Origin of the sequence: Alcaligenes sp. GCM10023179 (assembly GCF_042653705.1) — a bacterium.
Taxonomy (GTDB): Bacteria; Pseudomonadota; Gammaproteobacteria; order Burkholderiales; family Burkholderiaceae_B; genus Alcaligenes; species Alcaligenes phenolicus.
Map to the genome: position 1 here is coordinate 614052 of NZ_JBHSIQ010000002.1, position 18432 is coordinate 632483.

Here is an 18432-nt window from a genome sequence, read left to right on the forward strand (position 1 = left end):
ACTGCCGGATTCCCACCTTTAAAAGTGGGTCAGTTTTTGGCAAAATTGGGCCATGAGCATTTCCGTGAATGACTACCCTCTGGAAAACTCGAACTGGGATGTGGAAGTCAGCCTGCGTGCCTTCACATCAGGGTCGATCTTTCCCAAGCACGTGCACCAGTGCGGACAGCTTGCCTATGCCGCATCGGGGGTTTTGTCGATGTTCACGGAAAAAGGAAATTGGGTCGTGCCCAGCAAAAGGGCACTGTGGGTGCCGCCGGGCGTGGCGCATGAAATGCATATGCGTGGCGATGTCACGATGGTGAATACCTATCTGACACGGCAGGCAATCGAACAGGCGCAACTGCCTGATGACTGCCAGGTGTTCGGCGTCTCGCCCTTGCTGCGGCATCTGTTCAGCGCGGCCATGGAACTACCTGCCGAACGGCCGGATTGCGAACGTACTCATCACGTCATTGGTCTACTGGTAGAAGAAATCCGGCTGATGCCCAGGCTGGGCCTGAGTGCCCCCCTGCCCTCTGACAGCAGACTCGGGGCCGCCTGTCAGCGCTTTCTGGATAATCCCACCCAGAATATCTCTACTGATGAGATGGCCGCCTGGGCCATGCTAAGCCGCCGCACCTTCACCCGTCGCTTCAAGGAGCATATGGGCATGACGTACCTGGCCTGGCGACAGCAAATGTGCCTGCTGGTGTCGATTACTCGTTTGGGAAATGGAGAGCCGGTCACCCGAGTGGCCTCGGATCTGGGCTTTAGCAGCCCCAGCGCATTTTCTACTATTTTTCGTCGCGCTTTGGGGCAACCGCCTAGCCAGTATCTGGCGACGAGCAGGGAAGTGCCGGTTTATTAAGTCTTACGCTTGCTTTTCATCGGCTTAATTTTCTGGCTTTTGTATAAGCTTCAGGTGCAACGACAAGCCTCATAAAAAAAACAGGCCTTTGGAATATCCAAAGACCTGTTATGTACTCTGCACGTCAAAAGACATTTAGGGTATTAGACGTTGATCACACGTTTAAACGTTGATCGGTCGGCAAAGGCTTGTGAACACTAGGTTTCGCGGGGAAATCGGGCCACGGCCTTTGCGGGAATCGCTGGAAGTACCCCCAGTTGTACCCCCAAGGGGGTATCGGGATGATAGATCAGTCTGGATGCGGGTGCCAGCGCTACGCCTGCCGGATAAAACGGGTATGGCGCAGACCGCATTGTTGGCTGACGCTTGGAGCGGTACGCGATGAGATGCAGGGGAACGGGCCGCTGTGGCCCAGACCTTGGAGAACTCTCATGGCAGACCAGCACACCCGCCACAACTCGCTGGGGCAAGATGCCCTGTTCACTACGCCGGCCTCGCTCATGCTCGATGCCCGCCTCACACCGCTGGAGCGCAACGGCTGGCAGGTTCTGCGCATGCTGCGCTCTGCGGAGGGCATCAGTCCGCAGGCAAACCTGGGGCAGTTGCGCCGCTATCTCACCTCCACCCCGCTGGGCCAGCGAGCCGGGTACGAGACGGCATGGCGCGTTCTCGTCGTGCTTCGGCTGACGGGGTGGATCAGTCTGGTGGGCCAGCAACGCGATCCTCTGACCGGCCATGTGCTCAGCGAGCTGTATCAGGTTCACGAAAGCGCCCTGCGCTTCCAGCAGGCCTGCGCGCTCGATGCCAGTCTGCTCGCGCTTCTGCAAACCTCCATCGGCCACGAAAACAACCAGGTGGATCGGGTGGCCGTCCACATTCAGGCAACGCTGGCGCAGGCACCTGAAGCCGCCTCCATTGCGCCCCACGATCAGCGCCACGATGACGATGATTTGCCCCCTACGCCGCTGTCGCAGGCGAGCGAGGCAGCCGACCCACTGCCATTGTCTGGCGATTCCGCTGGCAGCACGCTTGTTCCGCAACAGACCGAGCACGCTCGCCACATGACGGCTGAGCAGGACAGTACGTATAAGACGTATATGTATAAAAAAGAACGTACGTACCGCGTGCGCGAAGACGACGGCCACTCGGCATCGCAGTCGGTGAGCTTGCCGCCTTGCCTGAGCAATGTCCAGGCAGATCAGCAAAAGGATGTGCAGGCCGCATTGCGGCGGCTGCCGCCGCAGCATCGTCAGGAAGTGCTCGACGAGTTGCAGGCCCGCAGCCAGAGCGGCACCGTGCGCAATGTCGTGGCCTACTTCTTCGCCTTGGTGAAGCGCGTATTTGCCGGCGAATTCCGCCTGTGGGCAGGTCGTAAGGAGACATCTGCCGCCTCACGGCCTGTCGAAAATCGGCCTGCTGGTGTGCCACGCACCGAACACAGCCCAGAACCGACTGCGCCACCGGCATCGCGTGAAACCGCCCTGGCGCACATCGCCAGCATCCGCAAGATGCTGAGTGCCCCGACGAACGCTGGGGACATCGCGGCACAGGCAATGCAGGCCAGGGGATGGCAGCCGCATCCTGCGTAGCAAATGCTGCCGCGAAACGGGTCGTCACTGCACGCCGCAGTGACGACCCCGCCCACGCCAGCAACAATGCGGGCGAATGCCGAATCCTATTGCGTGCGGCAGACATGATGATGGCCGCCCTACACTGACCGGGCAGTTGCCAAGACCGATGGGCTTCGTACATCGGAAACCCCAACAGCGCAGGTTCCTGCAAGCGCTAGCCCGACAGGGTGGAACCGCCCCAGGTATGCCCAGGCTCCGACCGCATACCGGCCCTACCTAGGGCGGAGCCTTCTTCGTCTGTTTGAACTCATCCCTACCGCGCCACCTGGCGCACTGTCCCTTGCGGCAATTACTTGTGTGCAACGCACAGGGTTCCCGCTGCATTTCTCATCCCACTCACTTCATAGGAGGGCTCGTCCACGTTCACATCACTTTCGTCTTGTAGTACCTCCGTCCGGGCTTCCAGCAGGGAGCAAGACGGATGCCTCATTCGAGGCCCTGGTGTCTCCTGAACACCATGCCCTTGCCCTCACGGGATCTCGCCTTGGCGAGTTGGCACCAACACTAACCATTGAGTTTCAGGACAACGCAGTACGGCGCTTTGCTTGGAGGCCGGAAGATGGACGACTTGACCTACACCCTGCGGCAGCTTTGCCAGCGCAACCGTGACGGCAGCTACACCACGCAGGCCGACCGGATGCGTTCGCTGTCGCTGGCCGCGCGGCAACTGCGCGAAGCCGGTTTCCGGCAGATGAAGGCTTCGTCGCTCAAGGGCAAGCACGTCCAGGCGTTGCTGGACCGCTGGCAAGGCGAAGGTTTGTCGTCCGGCACCATCAAAAATCGGCTCTCTCACCTGCGCTGGTGGGCGGAGAAGATCGGCAAGTCTGGCATCTTGCCGGCGGACAACATGCAGCTTGGCGTGGCCGAGCGCCGCTATGTGACCAACGTCAGCAAGGCCAGGGAACTGGGCACAGGTCTTGAACAGATCACCGATGTCCACGTGCGTATGAGCCTTCAGCTACAGGCCGCCTTCGGATTGCGTCGGGAGGAAGCGATCAAGTTCCAGCCCAGTTACGCGGCTCGGGGTGACCACATTGCCCTCAAGGGATCGTGGACCAAGGGTGGTCGGGAGCGAACTGGGCCCATCACAACAACAGAGCAACGCGACGCGCTCCAGGCTGCACACCGTCTGGCGGGCGCAGAGTCATTGATTCCGGCAAACAAGACCTACATCCAGCAACGACACGTCTACGACGGACAGTGCAAGGCAGCGGGTCTGAGTCATATGCATGGCCTTCGCCATCAGTACGCGCAAAGCCGTTATGAGACGTTGACGGGGAGGCCGTCGCCAGCGGCAGGTGGACCATTAGTCACGGAGTTAAGTCCAATGCAGCGCATAGAAGACCGCCATGCTCGTCAGACCATCAGCCATGAGTTGGGACACGAGCGCGTTCAAATCACTGCCATCTACCTCGGTAGCTAGGTCAGGCGGTATGAGGCTCCCTGGCCTACATACACAGCCGTCCACCGGCTCAATCTGCAGGCCCTACAAACGTATTCAGCGCCGTTGCAATCCTCTTGCGTCGCTCAAGCAAGAAAGCCTTGTAGCTTTCCACTTCCAGCAGCGATGCCTCAACCGGGATGCACTGTGCTGCGAACGCTGGCTCGCCAAGCTGGTCCACCAGCGGGGGCAGGTAAACCGCCGGGGCCTTATCGCTGATCGCGCGATTCGTCTTGCCGCCGATGAAGGCCAGATTGGCGATGTCATCCGCCTCGCGGGCAGTGAAGCTGGTCTTCAGTACGGCTTTGGGAAAGATGTGATGGAACTGCAAGCGATGCTGGGCGCCCGAATGATCCAGAGCAATGGTCAGATGGCTGCGCCAATCTTTCGCACCGGCAGCGCGGAAAGCCAGGAACATGGTCTTGAACAGCGCGCTGCGCTGGTTGCGGCCTTCCAGCTCCTCCGCGGTAATGTCCAGGCGGCCGAACTGCAGGCGCAGCCGGTCGATCAGCTCGCTCACCGCTCCGCCCTGACGAATATTTGCCAAATCCTGATCCAGAATGGTTTCGCTGGAGCCTCGGGAGAAGCGGCCTTTGGCATTGGCCATCAGCGCCCAGTAGCGCAGTTGGCGGGCCTCATCGTTGCTCAGCGCATAGTTGCGGCTATGCCCGAAATACGCCAGCACCACCAGCAGGAAAGGCGACGACAACAGTGCCGGGCTATCGATGCCAAGATTGCTACGCAGGAAGTTGAGTGCGAATTCCATGCCATCGCAGGCTTCTTTCCATGCCTTCTGCAGCTTCTCCACATTCAGGCTACCCACGATCTGAAAACGTGATTGACCGGTGGCAAACGCCATCAGATTCTTCAAGTGCAAACCGAGATCAAGGTCAAAGCCCGTCTTGGCGCATACCTTCTGGAAATCCTGGAACGTCTGCAACGAGTGCCGCCACTTGGCGGTGATCTGAGCCAGAGCCAAGTCGGAACTGCGCAGCTTGGCTCCCAGTGAATTGACCCGTACAAAGATTTCCGTGACCTCATCGTAGGAAAGCGTGCGTTCCAGCACGTCCATCCGATAAACGTACTTGCGGATGCCACGTAGCCGGGCCAGGCGCTGGCTGTACTTCTCGTACCGCGGATCGTCAAAACCACTGATACCGGCACGTTTTAGGAAAGGCGCATCGTTGTCGGTCTTGAACACTTCCGACACTTTCACCCAATGCGGCAACTGCTCCAGCTTCCTCGTGGCCACCACGAACGTCATCTTGTTGAAGCGCTTGAGCAGTTCGTCCTCGGTCGAGTCCGTCTCATCACCAATCAGTTCGCTATCGTCGTCAACATCGTCCTCGTCGTCGCCGTTCTCTTCCACTTCGGTCACCACCACCAACTGGTCGGGATGTTCCAAGTTGAACAGCAAGTCGATAGGCCGGCGACGGCCGCGCACCGATACTGGCTCGCCGCGAATGACGGCAGAGAGCGATGTCAGACGCTGCTGACCGTCCAGCAGAAGCCGCGTGCTCTGGTAAGGATTTGTGCTCTGGCTGACCGCGAAATCCTGCAGCGGCACAGCTTCATCCGTTTCCCAAAGCAGGATTGCGCCCGATGGGTAGCCGCGATACAGCGAATCCAGCAGATCGCGCACTCGCGTGGAGCGCCATACATACTGGCGCTGCATCTCTGGCAAGCGCAGTTCGCCCCGCTCGATCATTGATACCAGTTCTTCAACGCTTGCTTCGGCCTTGGCCATGTTTTTCCTTCGATCAGGCACCGAGCAGGAAGCGCTCGCGGTGCCACTGTAAATAATGCCGGTGCTCGCTGGTCAGCCAGCGCAACGTCATTCCCGAATGAATGCCAAGCCCAGGCAGATCGCTTTGGGACAGGCGGGTGCTGGTCAGCAGATGCCCGGCATCGTCGAAGCTGATCAGGAAGCGATCGAACAGTGCATCGAGATTGGCAACCAGCAGAAAGCCGTTGAAGGAATCCAGCCGCTCGACATCGTCGGCACATTCAGCCCAGGGTTTGGCATGGCTGGCACGCAACGCCTCCGTCACGGTCACGCCAGTCACTGCGCATGCGCCGCCCCAATAGGTGAGCAAGGCATCGCGGTAACGCTCCTGCCCTACGCGCTGGCGCACCAAGCTTTCAACTTCCGTGCTTCGGCATTCATCAGACAGCGCCTTTACAGCTTGCGCTACGGCTGCGTGGTAATCGCACACCGCCTGATTCGGCAAGGCCTGCGACAAACTGGCTGCACGACGCAGCAGGGCTGCCAGATCGGCCAGGGTGAGCACGAAAAAAACGTCATCAGCCTTGGCCCAAGATTGGAAACTGCGCAATAACTCCATCACCAGCACGGACGTGGCTGGCTGAAAGCACACGTCAACGCCGTCACCCAATGCCGTCACCACAGCCTGGCTTCGATGACGAGCCGAAGCCAGTATCACCGAGTCGCTCGCCGAGGACAGCACGTGCTCGAAACCATTGTCGTGGCCGGCTTTTTCGATGAGGGCGCATTGCAGAGGATTCATGCCCTCGTCCAATCCACCCGGTTCCACTCGATGGCGCGCTTGCGCCAATGGGTGTCGATGGCTTGGGCGAAATCCGGACGCACCAGCTTGGCACGCGCCTCGCACCAATCGGCTGATTCCCGCCGCACCACTACGCCTTCTAGGGGCAGCCTGGCGCGATAGCGGCTGGGTGTATCCATGACCAACTGCTTCAGCGCCGCCAAAGTTGTGCGACCACTCAATACCAACGGCACGGTAAACAAACCGACGTCTGCGGCCAGCGCATTGCGTCGAGATGTACTCCAAAAACGCCCGCTGTTGCGGTCATAGACATCGAACAGCAGGAACCAGTCGGGCAGCGTACCGTAGTCTAGTGAATGGCGAGCGGCGCACCATTCGCCGAACAACACCAGCTCGGAATGAAGCACGGCACGCAAGCCGGGCCCATGCTGCCCAAGCCAGGTAAGCAAGCGGACGAACTGTCCGGTGTAAGGTTCACTCAGATACTGGCCGCGATTCTGGGCACGCAAGGTGCCCTCAGGCGACAGCGACAGGCCCAGATTAGCACCATCGAGCTTTTCCTCCACGACCACATCGCCGGACAACAGCGCCTGCGCTTCGGCGGGCGACAACACCTTGTCGTCGCGTGGCATACCGTTTTTCGCCAGCCAAGCGAGGTGTGGAGTGGTGGGGAAACGGAAGAAATCCTCATCCATAGCATTCAATCAGGCAGCTGAGGCGCAGAGCGCTTCGGAAACTTATTACTGTAGAACGAGCAGGCGTCAGCCGGGCACAAGAAATGGACCCCAACACCCTTGGCCCGGAGGGCTGGCCACCAATCTAGCCATTTGCAATCCGCTGCTTGCCATATCTCGGGCTTGTCAGGGTGAGCATTCGAGACGGCGGCAAACTTGCGATCTGGAGCGTCAAACTGGGGCTCCAGTGCTGGATCTGGGAATTCAGTAAAGCAGTCAGCAGCCGTTTCATTCAACATCACTTGCTCCATCTGCCCTGTTCCTGATTGACGCAATAGCCATTTCAAGAACACATCGCCCACGCCCTTAGGTGGGTTAAGGCGGGTCTTATGGTGGTACTCACCTAGTATGCGATAACCATCATCAACAACTGTGACACTAGCCTTTTGCATCATGGATTGCAAACGCCTGACGCATTCGGCCACACAATCAGGTGAAACATCGGCATGCTGACCATTTGCCACCAACAAAACATTAGTGTCGATCACTGCCTTCATTGCTTACCGCCTTGCTCTTTGAGTTCTTTTTTGCGCTGCATGGCTGCCAGAGTACGCCCTGCAATATCGGCCATTTCGTCACCAAAAAAATTCTCCGGCCAGTTTTCGATCTCACCAAACATATTGAGACGCAGAGGCTCCAATTCGGTGACCGATCCTGCGCGACGGCAAAAGTACACCGCCACATCTTCAGCATGGAGAGCACCCTCAGCCACACGGCGTTGCAGCCGGTTCAGAAAGTGCTCGGAATGACTCTCCACGATCAGTTGCACGTCCCGAGGGCTACCATTTTCTCTCGCCTGAATTGCCGAAATGAAAACGTCGGCCAGTTCGGCCTGTACCTGCGGATGCAAGTGAATCTCCGGCTGTTCCATCCACACAGTGGAATGCGGTGGACAATAGAAAGCCTGCACCAAGGCTGGTAACACCTGAGACACACCAAAGCCCACATCAGTAATCTTGACTGCACTACCCGCGGCATGGGTTTTCACGACGACCTCATACTCCTTGCGACCTTCCGCCACGGGCTTGACTGCAAAGCTGTCAATAATCCCTAAATCCTTGAGCCATTGAGCGATAAACTCATCAAGCCGGTAAAGGTGTTTTTTGGGCCCGCGATTCAGCTTCCGCTCTTGTGCACTAGCGGCCAAAATGGCTGCGATGGCAAATTCACCCTTTTGACCGACACTTTCCGGTGTTTCTCCAGACCAAGAGTAAATACGCTTGGGATGTTCACGCAGCGGGCCAAGGTAGTAAACACTATTCAATGCAGCTTCTGTTTCCAAGGCAAAATCTGATAAGAACTCTGCATTTTGAAAGCGCGCCCGACTTTGATCCGAAATTCGATAAAATTTGTCTGGCTCATCCAATGGCCAGCTTCGACCGGTATTGCGTACCAACTTGAATTCATTAGAAACAATTTCAAGTTTTCCTTTCTCGTCTCTTCTGTATTCAATTCCCAACTGATCGGAACCCCGGTGCGAAAGCCGGTAGGCCAGCTTATCTACCCTGGGTTGCTCCTTTACGTCGGCAGAAAACGTGACGGACAGCATTAGCTCATCACCTGAAAATTTTCTCTTGCTGAGTGGATCACGCACTTCCATATCCTTGCCGTGCGTTTCCCATCCCATTACAAATTCAAGTGAACTTTTCAAGTCATGATTGTGCAAGCACTCTTCAAATGTTCCCAGATCAACGAGAGAGTTTTCATCTCCCAGGTGAAGTGGTCGCTTACGATCAGCGGACAAAGTGGTTTGTTTTAAAGCCAGCAGCAAGTGTCCAAGGCTGCTTTTTCCGGCACTATTGGCGCCAAAGATCACAGTCAGGGGAGCCAGACGAATAGGGCCTGTATCTTTCCAAGCCTTGAAGTTCTTAATCTCAAGATGTGTCAGCATCTGCGCAAATCTCCCATCTCAACTTTCCCCCACGCCTCCAGCAATAGCCGCTGCGTACGACATTTAAATAATTCCTGACTTTCATCTCTATACATATATCACTCCTCTATTCCAATGGTGCCTGCTCTTCACCCAAACGCCGACAAAAAAGAAATCCATTCTTCTCATCACCAGATGAAAGCCTGAGCCGCTCAAAAGACTTGAAAGCGTCTGAGGGCTCAGTCGATGTGGTGACGATATACTGAAAAGAATCACCTCCAATCGATGCGACATGCCCAAGCAGTGACCACAATACGGCCTCACTCATTTCTGCCTCGCGGGGTGAGTCATGCAGCAGGAATCCCGGATGAAAGCTATCCGTAGATGTGCTATCGAGCAAACAGGCGATATCCCCGGCCAGGATTTCCAGAACCTTGAAAGTTGTTGAGCGCATTGGCCCCATCTGAAATGGATGGTTGCGGTGCTTATGCTCATCGTTGAAAACGCCCCATTGGAAAGAGGACAATGACTTGGCAACAGCCTGCATAGACTCACTAATCGCCTGGCGACGCCCCTTTACTGCCTCACGTTCCTTATCATGCTGTATTTGAAGTTGCTCGTGACGGTGCCGAGTCGACTCTAACTTGTGCTCTACTGTCACGATATCGGTTGATTGTGATCTTCCAGATGCAATGTTCTCGTAGTGTTCGTAGTCCTCGATGGCATCACTAAGAAGCTGATCGGCTGACAGGGATTGTGCGTGCCTCGTCATAAGCTCGGCTTCCCGTTGATCGATAGCTGCAACTTGTGCATTCATGAGCGCTGTCTCGGCCTCCAGCTCATCTCGTCGGCAACGCAGGGCCGCCAGTTCGCTTTCAAGCTCTCCTTTGGAGCGCTGATGCAGAGTGATCCGCTGCTTCCGATTGATCTGTGTCTGCTCGATCCGCTCCATCACATGGCTGCAATCCCTGAGCAATCGGTTTCCCGCATCGCAGCGGGTGTGTAACTGTTGTTGCAAAGACGACACTTCTTCCTGCAACTCGACTACCCGCTGCATGTCACCGGCTAACATGGCTTCGCTTTGCTTGATCTCATTGGTCAAAAGGTCAATACCAGCTTTCAGCGGCGCACGCTTTTCCACCCACGCCTGACTCTGTGCCGCGAGTTCTTCCCGCTCGGCATCGATGGCCGACAGCTCCTGTTGATAAGCCTCATGACGCTGCTTGGCGATGCCGATCAGGTTTGGGTGCTCAAGCAAGCCGTCCTGCCGGAACGGTGTAACGGCAGAGACATCGAGGCGGCGAGCCAGTTGGCGTCGTACGTGTTTCAACAAACGCGCAGGCTCCTCGCGCAGTGCTTGCAACTTCGATTTCTGATCCTCCATCTCCCTGGCGGCGCTGTCCAGGTCTCGCAGTGTTGTCACGTCATGCAATAGACCCAACACGATTTGCATGAGTGCCGCAGGCGACCTTGCTGGCAAGCTGAATCCAACGCCATCGGCGCGCCACTGGTAATAGTTGTGGTAGCGCGCATTCTGGTCGCGGGAACACCAGGCCAGAATCTGGTGCCACTCTATGGATTGCTTCGAGGTTGGCAGTTCCTGAACGGGCAGAATTTCGACCAGATGCTGGCGCAGAGCAGCCTGGTAGGCACTGAATTCGTTTTCGGCTTCATTGGCCGCCAGTTGCCACCAATCAGCAGATCGCGATGCTCGATAGTGTTTCTGATGCAGCCACGGCTTCAGGACCGTCCACGCCTCGCCACCCACATGCACACGGGCGGCGACTGCGCCTTCTTTCAGCTCGCGACTGCTCAGCAGTTCGTCGCGTAAGGTCGAACCATCGGACCAAAGCGGATCATCCAGCACGAAGCGCAACAACTGGCAGAAGGCTGTTTTTCCGACACCGTGACCGGAGCTGCCCGCTCCAGGTGGCGACACGATCAGATTGAGCCCGCGCCGCAAAGGGATCTCGCGCAAGGGTCGCTGGGATGTCAGCGAATCCAGCAACCACAATGCTTCGACCCAGAGGCGTGGCTTGGCATGGCCTGTCGTCGAAAGGGTGGCACCATTCATAAGCATTTATCCCCGTTTTCGCAGTTCGTCGGTTTGCGCATCCGATGCCGAATCTGCCATCACTTCTGCCAGAGCGGCCTGATGGTGGCGACGGGCCTCGATCAAGTAACGAGCCAGCGATCCGGTGCGATGATCACCAATGATGTCGGCCAGCGCTTCCGGGTTGCGGATGGACAGCGGCGCCATTGCAGCGACGCCCAACAGATCACGAAGCCAACCACAAATGTGCGTCCAACGCTCCGTGTTCACCGGCCCCAGCCAATCATGCAGTCTCTCGGCATGTGGCGTGTCTTCCGGCAATCGTACCCGAAGAATGCGTCGTAGGCGATTGTCGTCACACGGCCCGGCTTGCAAGAGTACGTCGCAGACCAACCCTGCCAGCCAATCCTCGGCTTCGGTAGCGGGTGTGCCGCCTTCTGCATAAATTGGAAGGGGGGCCGTACGACGTGCGGGTTTTGGTGGGGGAGTAGCGAGCGGTTGTTGGGTTTCCAATGCATCCCACGCTGCCAGCACCAGCCGCTGCGTTCGGTACTCGCCGAACTCCTTCAGTTCCTTGTTTTTGAGCACGCGGAAGGTTTCGCTGGGGTAGTCCTCGCCCATGACGTCGGGGGGGCGAGGATGTAGCGGAGTTCCTCGCGAGTGAGGCCGTAGAGTTTGGCGTAATAGGCGTCGAGTTCAGCGCGCAGAGTGGCGCGTCGGTCGGGGTCGAAGGCGAAGGGCGGGCCTTCGTAGCCCAGATCCTTGGCCCAGGCGGCGAGGTCCTGGGCGGTGTAGGTCAGTTCCATTACGCGTGCGACGATGAACGCGAGGTCAGCTTGGATGTAGCGATCTGGCGGAAAAATCGGAAGTTGCTTTGTGATGAAGTCCGCTAGATGCGTACCACCAATTTTCTGCCGAGCAACAAAATCAAGCACCAAAGCATTCAAATTTGCTACCAAGCAGGCATAAAACGCCGCCAGCCAGGGAGAACCGCCAACGTTTATACGGATAGTGAAATCAGTTCCTAACAACGGCATTACCGATGCAATCACAGTGCGCTCATCTGTAGCACGGCAGATGTCTCGCCACCCGATCAACCAGTCATGTTGCCAGCCTTTATCGTTGAGGCGTTCTTCTACTTCTCTGCGGTTGGTCCAGTAGCGCGGGGTGACAGTGAAGTCTGGTGCTTGTTTTTCGGCAATAGCCACATCACGGCTACGGCCATCGCTGTCGTAGGTGGCCCAGCGATGGTCGAATTGATGGATGAGTTTGGCTTCATACATCGGGGAAAATCCAGCCATTGGCTGCCGAACGCAACTTCCGACGACCTCGGCTTTCGCCATGTCGAATGCTCTGCGAATTTGGATGTGCCACGGGTTCTGCAAGGGGTTTACTACCTTGGCCTGCTGACCCGCACCTGCACTGACAGCATCGCGCATCAGCACCGGGGCAGCGCGGTAGAGCTTCTTGGTCAGTTCCGCGTCGCGCTCGCTGCGAAAAACCGGACACGTGAGCGTGTTGGGGTTGATGAGGCGAAACTCATCGGGTGTGAGGGTGAAGCGGCGGCGCGGGTCGGCCAGTTGGCTGACCTGGGTGGCAAAGCAGACGAACTCGGCCTGCTCCGCTGCGCCCAGGGTGAGCAGGCAAAATTTGTAGCTGCGGTGTACCGAGGGGAATACCGCTTCACGGTTCTCGATGTCGTACAGGCTGACCAGCCGCCGGTTCTGGGTGATGTGGCCGAAGTACGCCTTGGTGCTGTCGTCGGTAGCGATGCCGGTCGGCACGATGAAGCCGGCGCGGCCGCTGTCGGCATGGATTTGCAGGATGGTTTCGGCAAACAGCGCGTAGGTGTTCACGTCGCCCACGCCGGTCAGCGGGTAGCGGCCGCCGTCCACGCCTTTCACATGGGCAAACACGCTGGCCGCCTCCGCCGTGCGGCGGGCGGTGACGAATTCACGGTAGAGGCGTTTTTCGGCTTCGTCCTCATGCACCTCATGGGCCAGGTCGGGGTACAGGTGGCGTGCCAGCATGCCTTCACTGAGCCACTGGATGCGCTGGGCGCGTTCGGCCTTGTTGCGAGCTTGCGCCACGTCGCGGTGGCGGGTGGCGAAGAATTCTTCTTCTTGCAGCTTGATGCGCTCCCACGGCGGATTGCCCAGCACGCAGTCGAAGCCGCCTTGCGCGAACACCTGCGGGAAGGCCAGCGGCCAGTGGAACACGCGCGCCTGCTCGCAGGCGTCGCGGGCCGCAACGATAGGAGCGGCGTGCTCGGTCTGGGCGCGTTCCGGCGCGGTTAGCAGCGCATGCAGGGTGATGCTGGTGGGCACGGCTTCTGCCATGTCCTCCGTCTTGGGCAGCAGGTAGGCGCCCACCAGCGCATCGGCGGCGTGGGCCAGCGGGCGGTGGGCGGAGTCCTCCAGAAAGTGGCGCCAGGCTTGTTCCTTGGCGGCCACCTGTTCGGGCGTGTCAGCGGGCAGGGTTTCGATGGCGCGCAGGGCTTCCAGGCCGCTGCGGTTGTCCACGCCCAGCAGCATCTGCTTGCCTTGCAGGTCTTTGGCGATCTGCCTGAGGCCGGCGGCATTGGCTTTGGCCAATTCCTTGCAGACGTCCTTGTCGTCGCCGCTCAAAGGCTTGAAGGCATCCTTGGCGATGCCTTGTTCCAGCACGGTCAGGTCGGTCAGGCCCAGCAGGGCGTCGCCCACTTGCAGGTGATGGTCGAGAAAGCCCAGCGGGCGGCCTTCCTCGTAGCCCTCCAGCCACAAGGCCATGCGCGCCAGTTCGATGGCCATGGGGTTGCGGTCCACGCCGTAGATGCAGTGGCCCACCACTTCGCGCAGGGCGTGGCGGTAGTCCTGCGGCTGGATGGCGCCTTCCTGCCCGCCTTCGAGGCTGCGCAACTGGGCCAGTTTTTCCGCCAGGCGGCGGGCAGCGGCCAGCAGGAAGTGGCCGCTACCGCAGGCCGGGTCGATGACACGGATGGCCAGCAGCGCCTCGGTTGGGCTGGCCGGGTGGGCGGCAAGGCGCCGTTCGATGACGGGATCGAGCGCGCTCTTGATCAGCTCCTGCACCAAGCTGTCGGGGGTGTAGTAGCTGCCGGTGAGCTTGCGAGCGTTGCCGGCGGTGCTGCCTTCCTCGGTGCGGCCGACAAAACCGAAGGTGCGTGCGGGCAGGTCGATGGCGGGCACCAGTTCCAGCAGGCTTTCGTAGACGCTGCCCAGTTCCTCAGGCCCCATGTTGCGATAGTCCACCGGGGTGAGGCTGCTGCCTTTGCCCTGCGCGACCACCGCCCAGCGCAGGTGTTGCAAGCCAGTGAGCAGGTGGGCGTTGTCCAGATTGGCGTTATCCAGGTCGGTGCATTGCTGGGGAGCGAACAGGCCGCCCAGCGCGGGCAGCGCCAGGCGCGGCTCGCCTTGCGCCAGGCCGCGAAACACGATGCGGATGGCTTGCCACTGGTCGTCATGACGGGTGCGGGCGCGACGCTTGAGGCAGAGTTCGCGCAGGCGGGCCAGGGCGTAGCCTTCGGCATAGGCACGGCGGGCAACCTGTGCTTCGGCGCTATCTTCCTGCGGGTGCAGCACGCCGCGCTCTTCCACGGTGAACACAAAGATGAGCCGGTAGATCAGGCGCAGGAGTTGTTGGAAATATTCATCCTTGCTGAGTGTGCCGTCGTTCAGAGCGGCACGCAGGGCATGGTTGGCGGGGTGTTGCAGGAAGCCTGCACCTAGGGTCAGCAGGGCCTGCTCGACGCCGTTGCGCAGACCATCGCGCACGCGAGTGCCTTCCTGTTGGCCTTCGCTACGCCATTGTTCCCAGATGCACGCCGTAGCGCCTTGGCCGGGGCGGAATGCGCGACTGGCATGCAGTAGACGCCAAACGTTGGCGAATTCGGCATAACGCTGGCCGCCCAGAAGGTCGGCCAGATCGACTTCGAGAAAGCTGGGACGGGTGAGCGAGGCAGCGTCGCGCAGCAGACGCAGTTGCTTGCCGTTGCTGACGATGCCCCATTGCAGCGCTTCGCTGGCGTTGAGCAATTCCTGCATCGCCTGGAACGGGGCTTTCTTGCGGTTGCCACCGCCCTGCACGGCAAATCGCGCGTCGGCCTCATCCAGGCCCAGAGTGTGCGGGGCCACCAGCACGGGTAAAGTGCCTGCCATGAGGCTGACCGAGTAACGCAGTTCACCCACTTGCTGTGCTGACGCGGCTTGCAAGGCGGCGTAGCCAAAGGCGTCGCGCAGCAGTTCGTGGACAAAGGCGGTGGTGAGCTGCGCAGCATCGACGTCGGCGCGCTCCAACTGCGCGGCAAAGTGCTGCCATTGGGCGCAGGCGATCTGGAAAGCGCGGCTGTATTCGTCCTTGAGCTTGACGCCCTTGGGGGTGCCGTAGTCGGCCTCGCTCTGGGCACTGGCGCGACCCTGTGCGGCTTTTTCCAGTTGATCGGGCAGGAACAAGCCGCCTTCGAGCTTGAGGGTGGGCAGGTTGAGCGTGGCCTGGGCCTTGCGGATGCGTTTCATGGTTGTTCTTCTCCAGGCCGAGGCTTATAGCGAGTCAGGCAGCAGTACGTACACGCCCATCACATCGACCGGCAGGCAGGGGCTGACGCTGTACTGGCCGACGTCACGGGTGGCTTCGCGCACGCGCTGGTGGTCGGCCAGCAGGGCATCGGCCCGCTGTTGGGCTACCGCTTGCAGTTGCTGCGGGTGCGCGGCGAGGAAGTCGAGCGCGGTGCGGATTTCGCGCTGTGCCGCCTCTGGCGGCAGGTTACCGCTGGGCGTGCATTCGAGCAGGCGACTCATGCCGTCGTCAGCCAGCCATTGAGGAGCGTTGCGGCCCTGCACAGCCAGAGCAACGGTTTCCTCCGCCATCATCTGAAAGGGTTCGCGGCGGCGCACGTAGCTGAGCTGGTGGCGCAGACGCAGAAGGTAAAGGGTGGTGACAACCTCCACGTCATTGGTAAGAGTGGCAGCGCAACGGGCGGCCAGCGGACGTTCGCCACCGAGTGCGTCTTCCAGCAAATGCTGGGCCAGCAGGCCAACCAACGGATGGCTGCGATGCAGTTCGCTAAAGTCGATGAACTGGGGTGTGTTGATGCCCTCATCGGCCAAGCGCTGGCGCAGGGCTTCGGGCAGGTGCTGCGGCAGGAAACGTGCGGTCTGTTTGCGGCCGATTTCCAGCGGCGCCCCCAGCCGCACACAAGCGCTTTGCAGGAAACGCTGCACGTCAGCCTGGGTGCCCAGAGCCTGTTGTTGTTTGTGCCATTCGGGCAGCACCTCGTCTGGCTTGATGCGACGCTGGGCGAACACAGTGCGATTGGCCTTAGCCTTTTCCAGCGCGTCACGCCATTGGGCTTGCAGTGGAGCGAGCAATTGCTCCGGCTCACCAAAGTCGAATACGGCCTGCGGCGATGCGGTGCGACTGTCGCTGCGTTTCATCAATGCCGCCTTGACCAAGGCCTGATTGATGCGGGCTTCATCCTCGGGCATGGGAACGAGCACGCCGAGCTCCTTCTGAATGGCCTCGCCCTTCTTGAGGATAACGTTGAGCACGAAGCCATCCACCGGGTTATCTTGCCCGTAGAGCATGGTGCAGCGAACTTCATCGGCCTGCTGACCGAAACGATCGACGCGGCCTTCGCGCTGTTCGTGGCGGGTGGGGTTCCAAGCCAGGTCGTAGTGGACGACAGCGGTGAACAGATGTTGCAGGTTGATTCCTTCGGAGAGGCAGTCGGTGGCGACCAGGATGCGTTGCTCGGCATCCTCCAACTCATCCACGCGCTCGCGGCGTTCTTCGGGGGTGAGTTCGCCGGTGACGGCATCGACGGAGGCTTTGGGGAAAGCGGCCTTGAGGTGTTCGGCCACGTAATGGGCGGTGGCGATGTAGCGGCAGAACACCACCGGGTGGTAGCCATCCTTCACCAGGAGGTCAATATGCCGGATGAGCGCAGCCAGCTTTGGATCACCGGCCTTGCCGGAAAGACGTTGCGCGTCGGCGATCAAGGCTTGCAGGCGCGGCGCAGCGTCCTGCACCTGGGCAGGCGGCTCCAGATCACTGCCGGAGAGGTCATCGGTCTCGCCATCGTGCAGGCGCTCATCGCCGAGAAGCGCCTCATCCGGCACAGTGCCTTCCAGCCGTGTGGTCAACGCCTTGACGGCGGCTGCGGGCGACGATGCCACGCAGCGCAACAATGCCAGGGTGGCGTACCAAATGAGGCGCGCGCCGCCTTGCCGTTCTTGCTGCTCAACGGTTTCAGCCAGTTCGCGGCAGTAATCCTGCACGGCGTCAAAGAACGCGCCCCATTCGCCGCTGAGTTGATAGGTAAGCTCGGTTTTCATGCGGCGGGGAAAACCTCGTCCGTCATGGGTCTCGGCCTGCCATTCAACGATGTCCTTGCGACGGCGCTGGACGAAGTGGCGGGCCAATTCCTGACGCAGCGGGTCGGAGGCCGTCATTCGGCCTTGCAAGGCCGCAAAGCGCGGATCGAGCAGCGACAGCAAGTTGTAGAAGGCGGTTTCGTCACCAGAGTGAGGGGTGGCGGTCAGCAGAATCAGGTGTCGCTGCGCGTCACGGGCAAGGCGTTGCAGCAACTCGAAGCGCAATTGCTTGCCTGCGCCGCTGCTGGCGCAGGTGTGGGCCTCGTCAACGATGATGCATTCGGGGGCGGTAGCGAGAAACTGTTCGCGGTGGCGTTCGCTCTTGATGTAGTCCAGGCTGACGACCACCACGGGATGATGGTCGAACAGGCGCACTCCATGCGGAAGATCACGTTCGATGCGGGAGGCCGAAGACGAAGTCAACGCCACGGCCTGAAGGTTGAAGCGGGTTTCCAACTCATTTTGCCACTGCTCGACAAGGTGTGGCGGGCAGAGAATGGCCAGGCGGGCGATTTCGCCACGGTCCATGAGCTCTCGTGCGATCAGGCCGGCTTCGATGGTCTTGCCGATGCCAACGTCATCAGCGATCAGCAGGCGCACAGTGGACAGGCGCAGCGCCATCAGCAACGGCACAAGTTGATAGCCGCGAGGCTCCACCGCGATATTGCCAAAGGAGCGGAACGGGCCGGCGCCTGCGCGCAGGGTCAGGCGCAAGGCATCGCGTAGCAACAGCGCGGCGGCATGGTTGCCGGCGCGTGCAGGATCGGGCCAGTCGAAGGTGGCAGGTTCGACGGGATGCAGTTCCAACTCGGGGATCAGGGCGATGCTTTCGTCATCGGCGCCGCTCAATGGGCGCAGGCGCAGCCAGTCGCGGCGGGAGTCGCTCTGCACCACCCATTCGCGGCCTCGGGCGCGCACCAGGTTGCCGGGTAGAAAGTCGTGTTCGAGGATCGTCAT

12 protein-coding genes are annotated in these 18432 nt (G+C 59.7%); 3 read left to right on the forward strand and 9 right to left on the reverse strand.

What is annotated here, in order from left to right; all coding sequences use genetic code 11:
• Positions 1-52: 52 nt before the first annotated feature.
• The 3 genes from ACFPDR_RS12195 (at position 53) to ACFPDR_RS12205 (ending at position 3904) form a co-directional block, all read left to right on the forward strand.
• Positions 53-850 carry an AraC family transcriptional regulator gene (locus tag ACFPDR_RS12195; protein WP_115634263.1) on the forward strand — a complete coding sequence of 266 codons (798 nt, stop codon included), beginning with the start codon at positions 53-55 and terminating at the stop codon, positions 848-850.
• Between the two features lie 431 nt (positions 851-1281).
• A complete protein-coding gene (locus tag ACFPDR_RS12200) occupies positions 1282-2439 on the forward strand; it encodes an STY4528 family pathogenicity island replication protein (RefSeq protein WP_376911168.1) in 1158 nt (385 codons plus the stop codon).
• 601 nt (positions 2440-3040) lie between these two features.
• A complete protein-coding gene (locus ACFPDR_RS12205; RefSeq protein ID WP_376911169.1) occupies positions 3041-3904 on the forward strand; it encodes a phage integrase N-terminal domain-containing protein in 864 nt (287 codons plus the stop codon).
• A 49-nt stretch (positions 3905-3953) separates the two neighbouring features.
• On the opposite strand, the gene ACFPDR_RS12210 is transcribed toward ACFPDR_RS12205, so the two are convergent.
• The 9 genes from ACFPDR_RS12210 to ACFPDR_RS12250 all read right to left on the reverse strand — a co-directional run bounded on the left by ACFPDR_RS12210 (position 3954) and on the right by ACFPDR_RS12250 (position 18432).
• Positions 3954-5669: a GmrSD restriction endonuclease domain-containing protein gene (locus ACFPDR_RS12210; RefSeq protein WP_376911170.1), complete on the reverse strand. Its 1716-nt coding sequence runs from the start codon at positions 5667-5669 to the stop codon at positions 3954-3956.
• A gap of 13 nt (positions 5670-5682) precedes the next feature.
• Positions 5683-6450, reverse strand: coding sequence for an HNH endonuclease (locus ACFPDR_RS12215; protein WP_376911171.1), 768 nt, complete (start codon positions 6448-6450; stop codon positions 5683-5685).
• Entirely contained in the window at positions 6447-7145 is a 699-nt protein-coding gene (locus ACFPDR_RS12220) for an RNA ligase family protein (RefSeq protein ID WP_376911172.1), read from the reverse strand. Before ACFPDR_RS12220 ends, ACFPDR_RS12215 begins: the two co-directional genes overlap by 4 nt.
• Before the next feature lie 5 nt (positions 7146-7150).
• On the reverse strand, positions 7151-7681 hold the full coding sequence (locus tag ACFPDR_RS12225) for a hypothetical protein (RefSeq protein WP_376911173.1): 531 nt from the start codon (positions 7679-7681) through the stop codon (positions 7151-7153).
• Positions 7678-9075: a DUF3696 domain-containing protein gene (locus ACFPDR_RS12230; protein ID WP_376911174.1), complete on the reverse strand. Its 1398-nt coding sequence runs from the start codon at positions 9073-9075 to the stop codon at positions 7678-7680. Before ACFPDR_RS12230 ends, ACFPDR_RS12225 begins: the two co-directional genes overlap by 4 nt.
• Before the next feature lie 106 nt (positions 9076-9181).
• Positions 9182-11128: a chromosome partitioning protein ParA gene (locus tag ACFPDR_RS12235; RefSeq protein ID WP_376911175.1), complete on the reverse strand. Its 1947-nt coding sequence runs from the start codon at positions 11126-11128 to the stop codon at positions 9182-9184.
• A 6-nt stretch (positions 11129-11134) separates the two neighbouring features.
• Positions 11135-11641, reverse strand: a complete 507-nt coding sequence (locus ACFPDR_RS12240) for a hypothetical protein (protein WP_376911176.1) — start codon at positions 11639-11641, stop codon at positions 11135-11137.
• 32 nt (positions 11642-11673) lie between these two features.
• Positions 11674-15618, reverse strand: coding sequence for an Eco57I restriction-modification methylase domain-containing protein (locus ACFPDR_RS12245; protein WP_376911177.1), 3945 nt, complete (start codon positions 15616-15618; stop codon positions 11674-11676).
• A gap of 24 nt (positions 15619-15642) precedes the next feature.
• Positions 15643-18432: a helicase-related protein gene (locus tag ACFPDR_RS12250; RefSeq protein ID WP_376911178.1), complete on the reverse strand. Its 2790-nt coding sequence runs from the start codon at positions 18430-18432 to the stop codon at positions 15643-15645.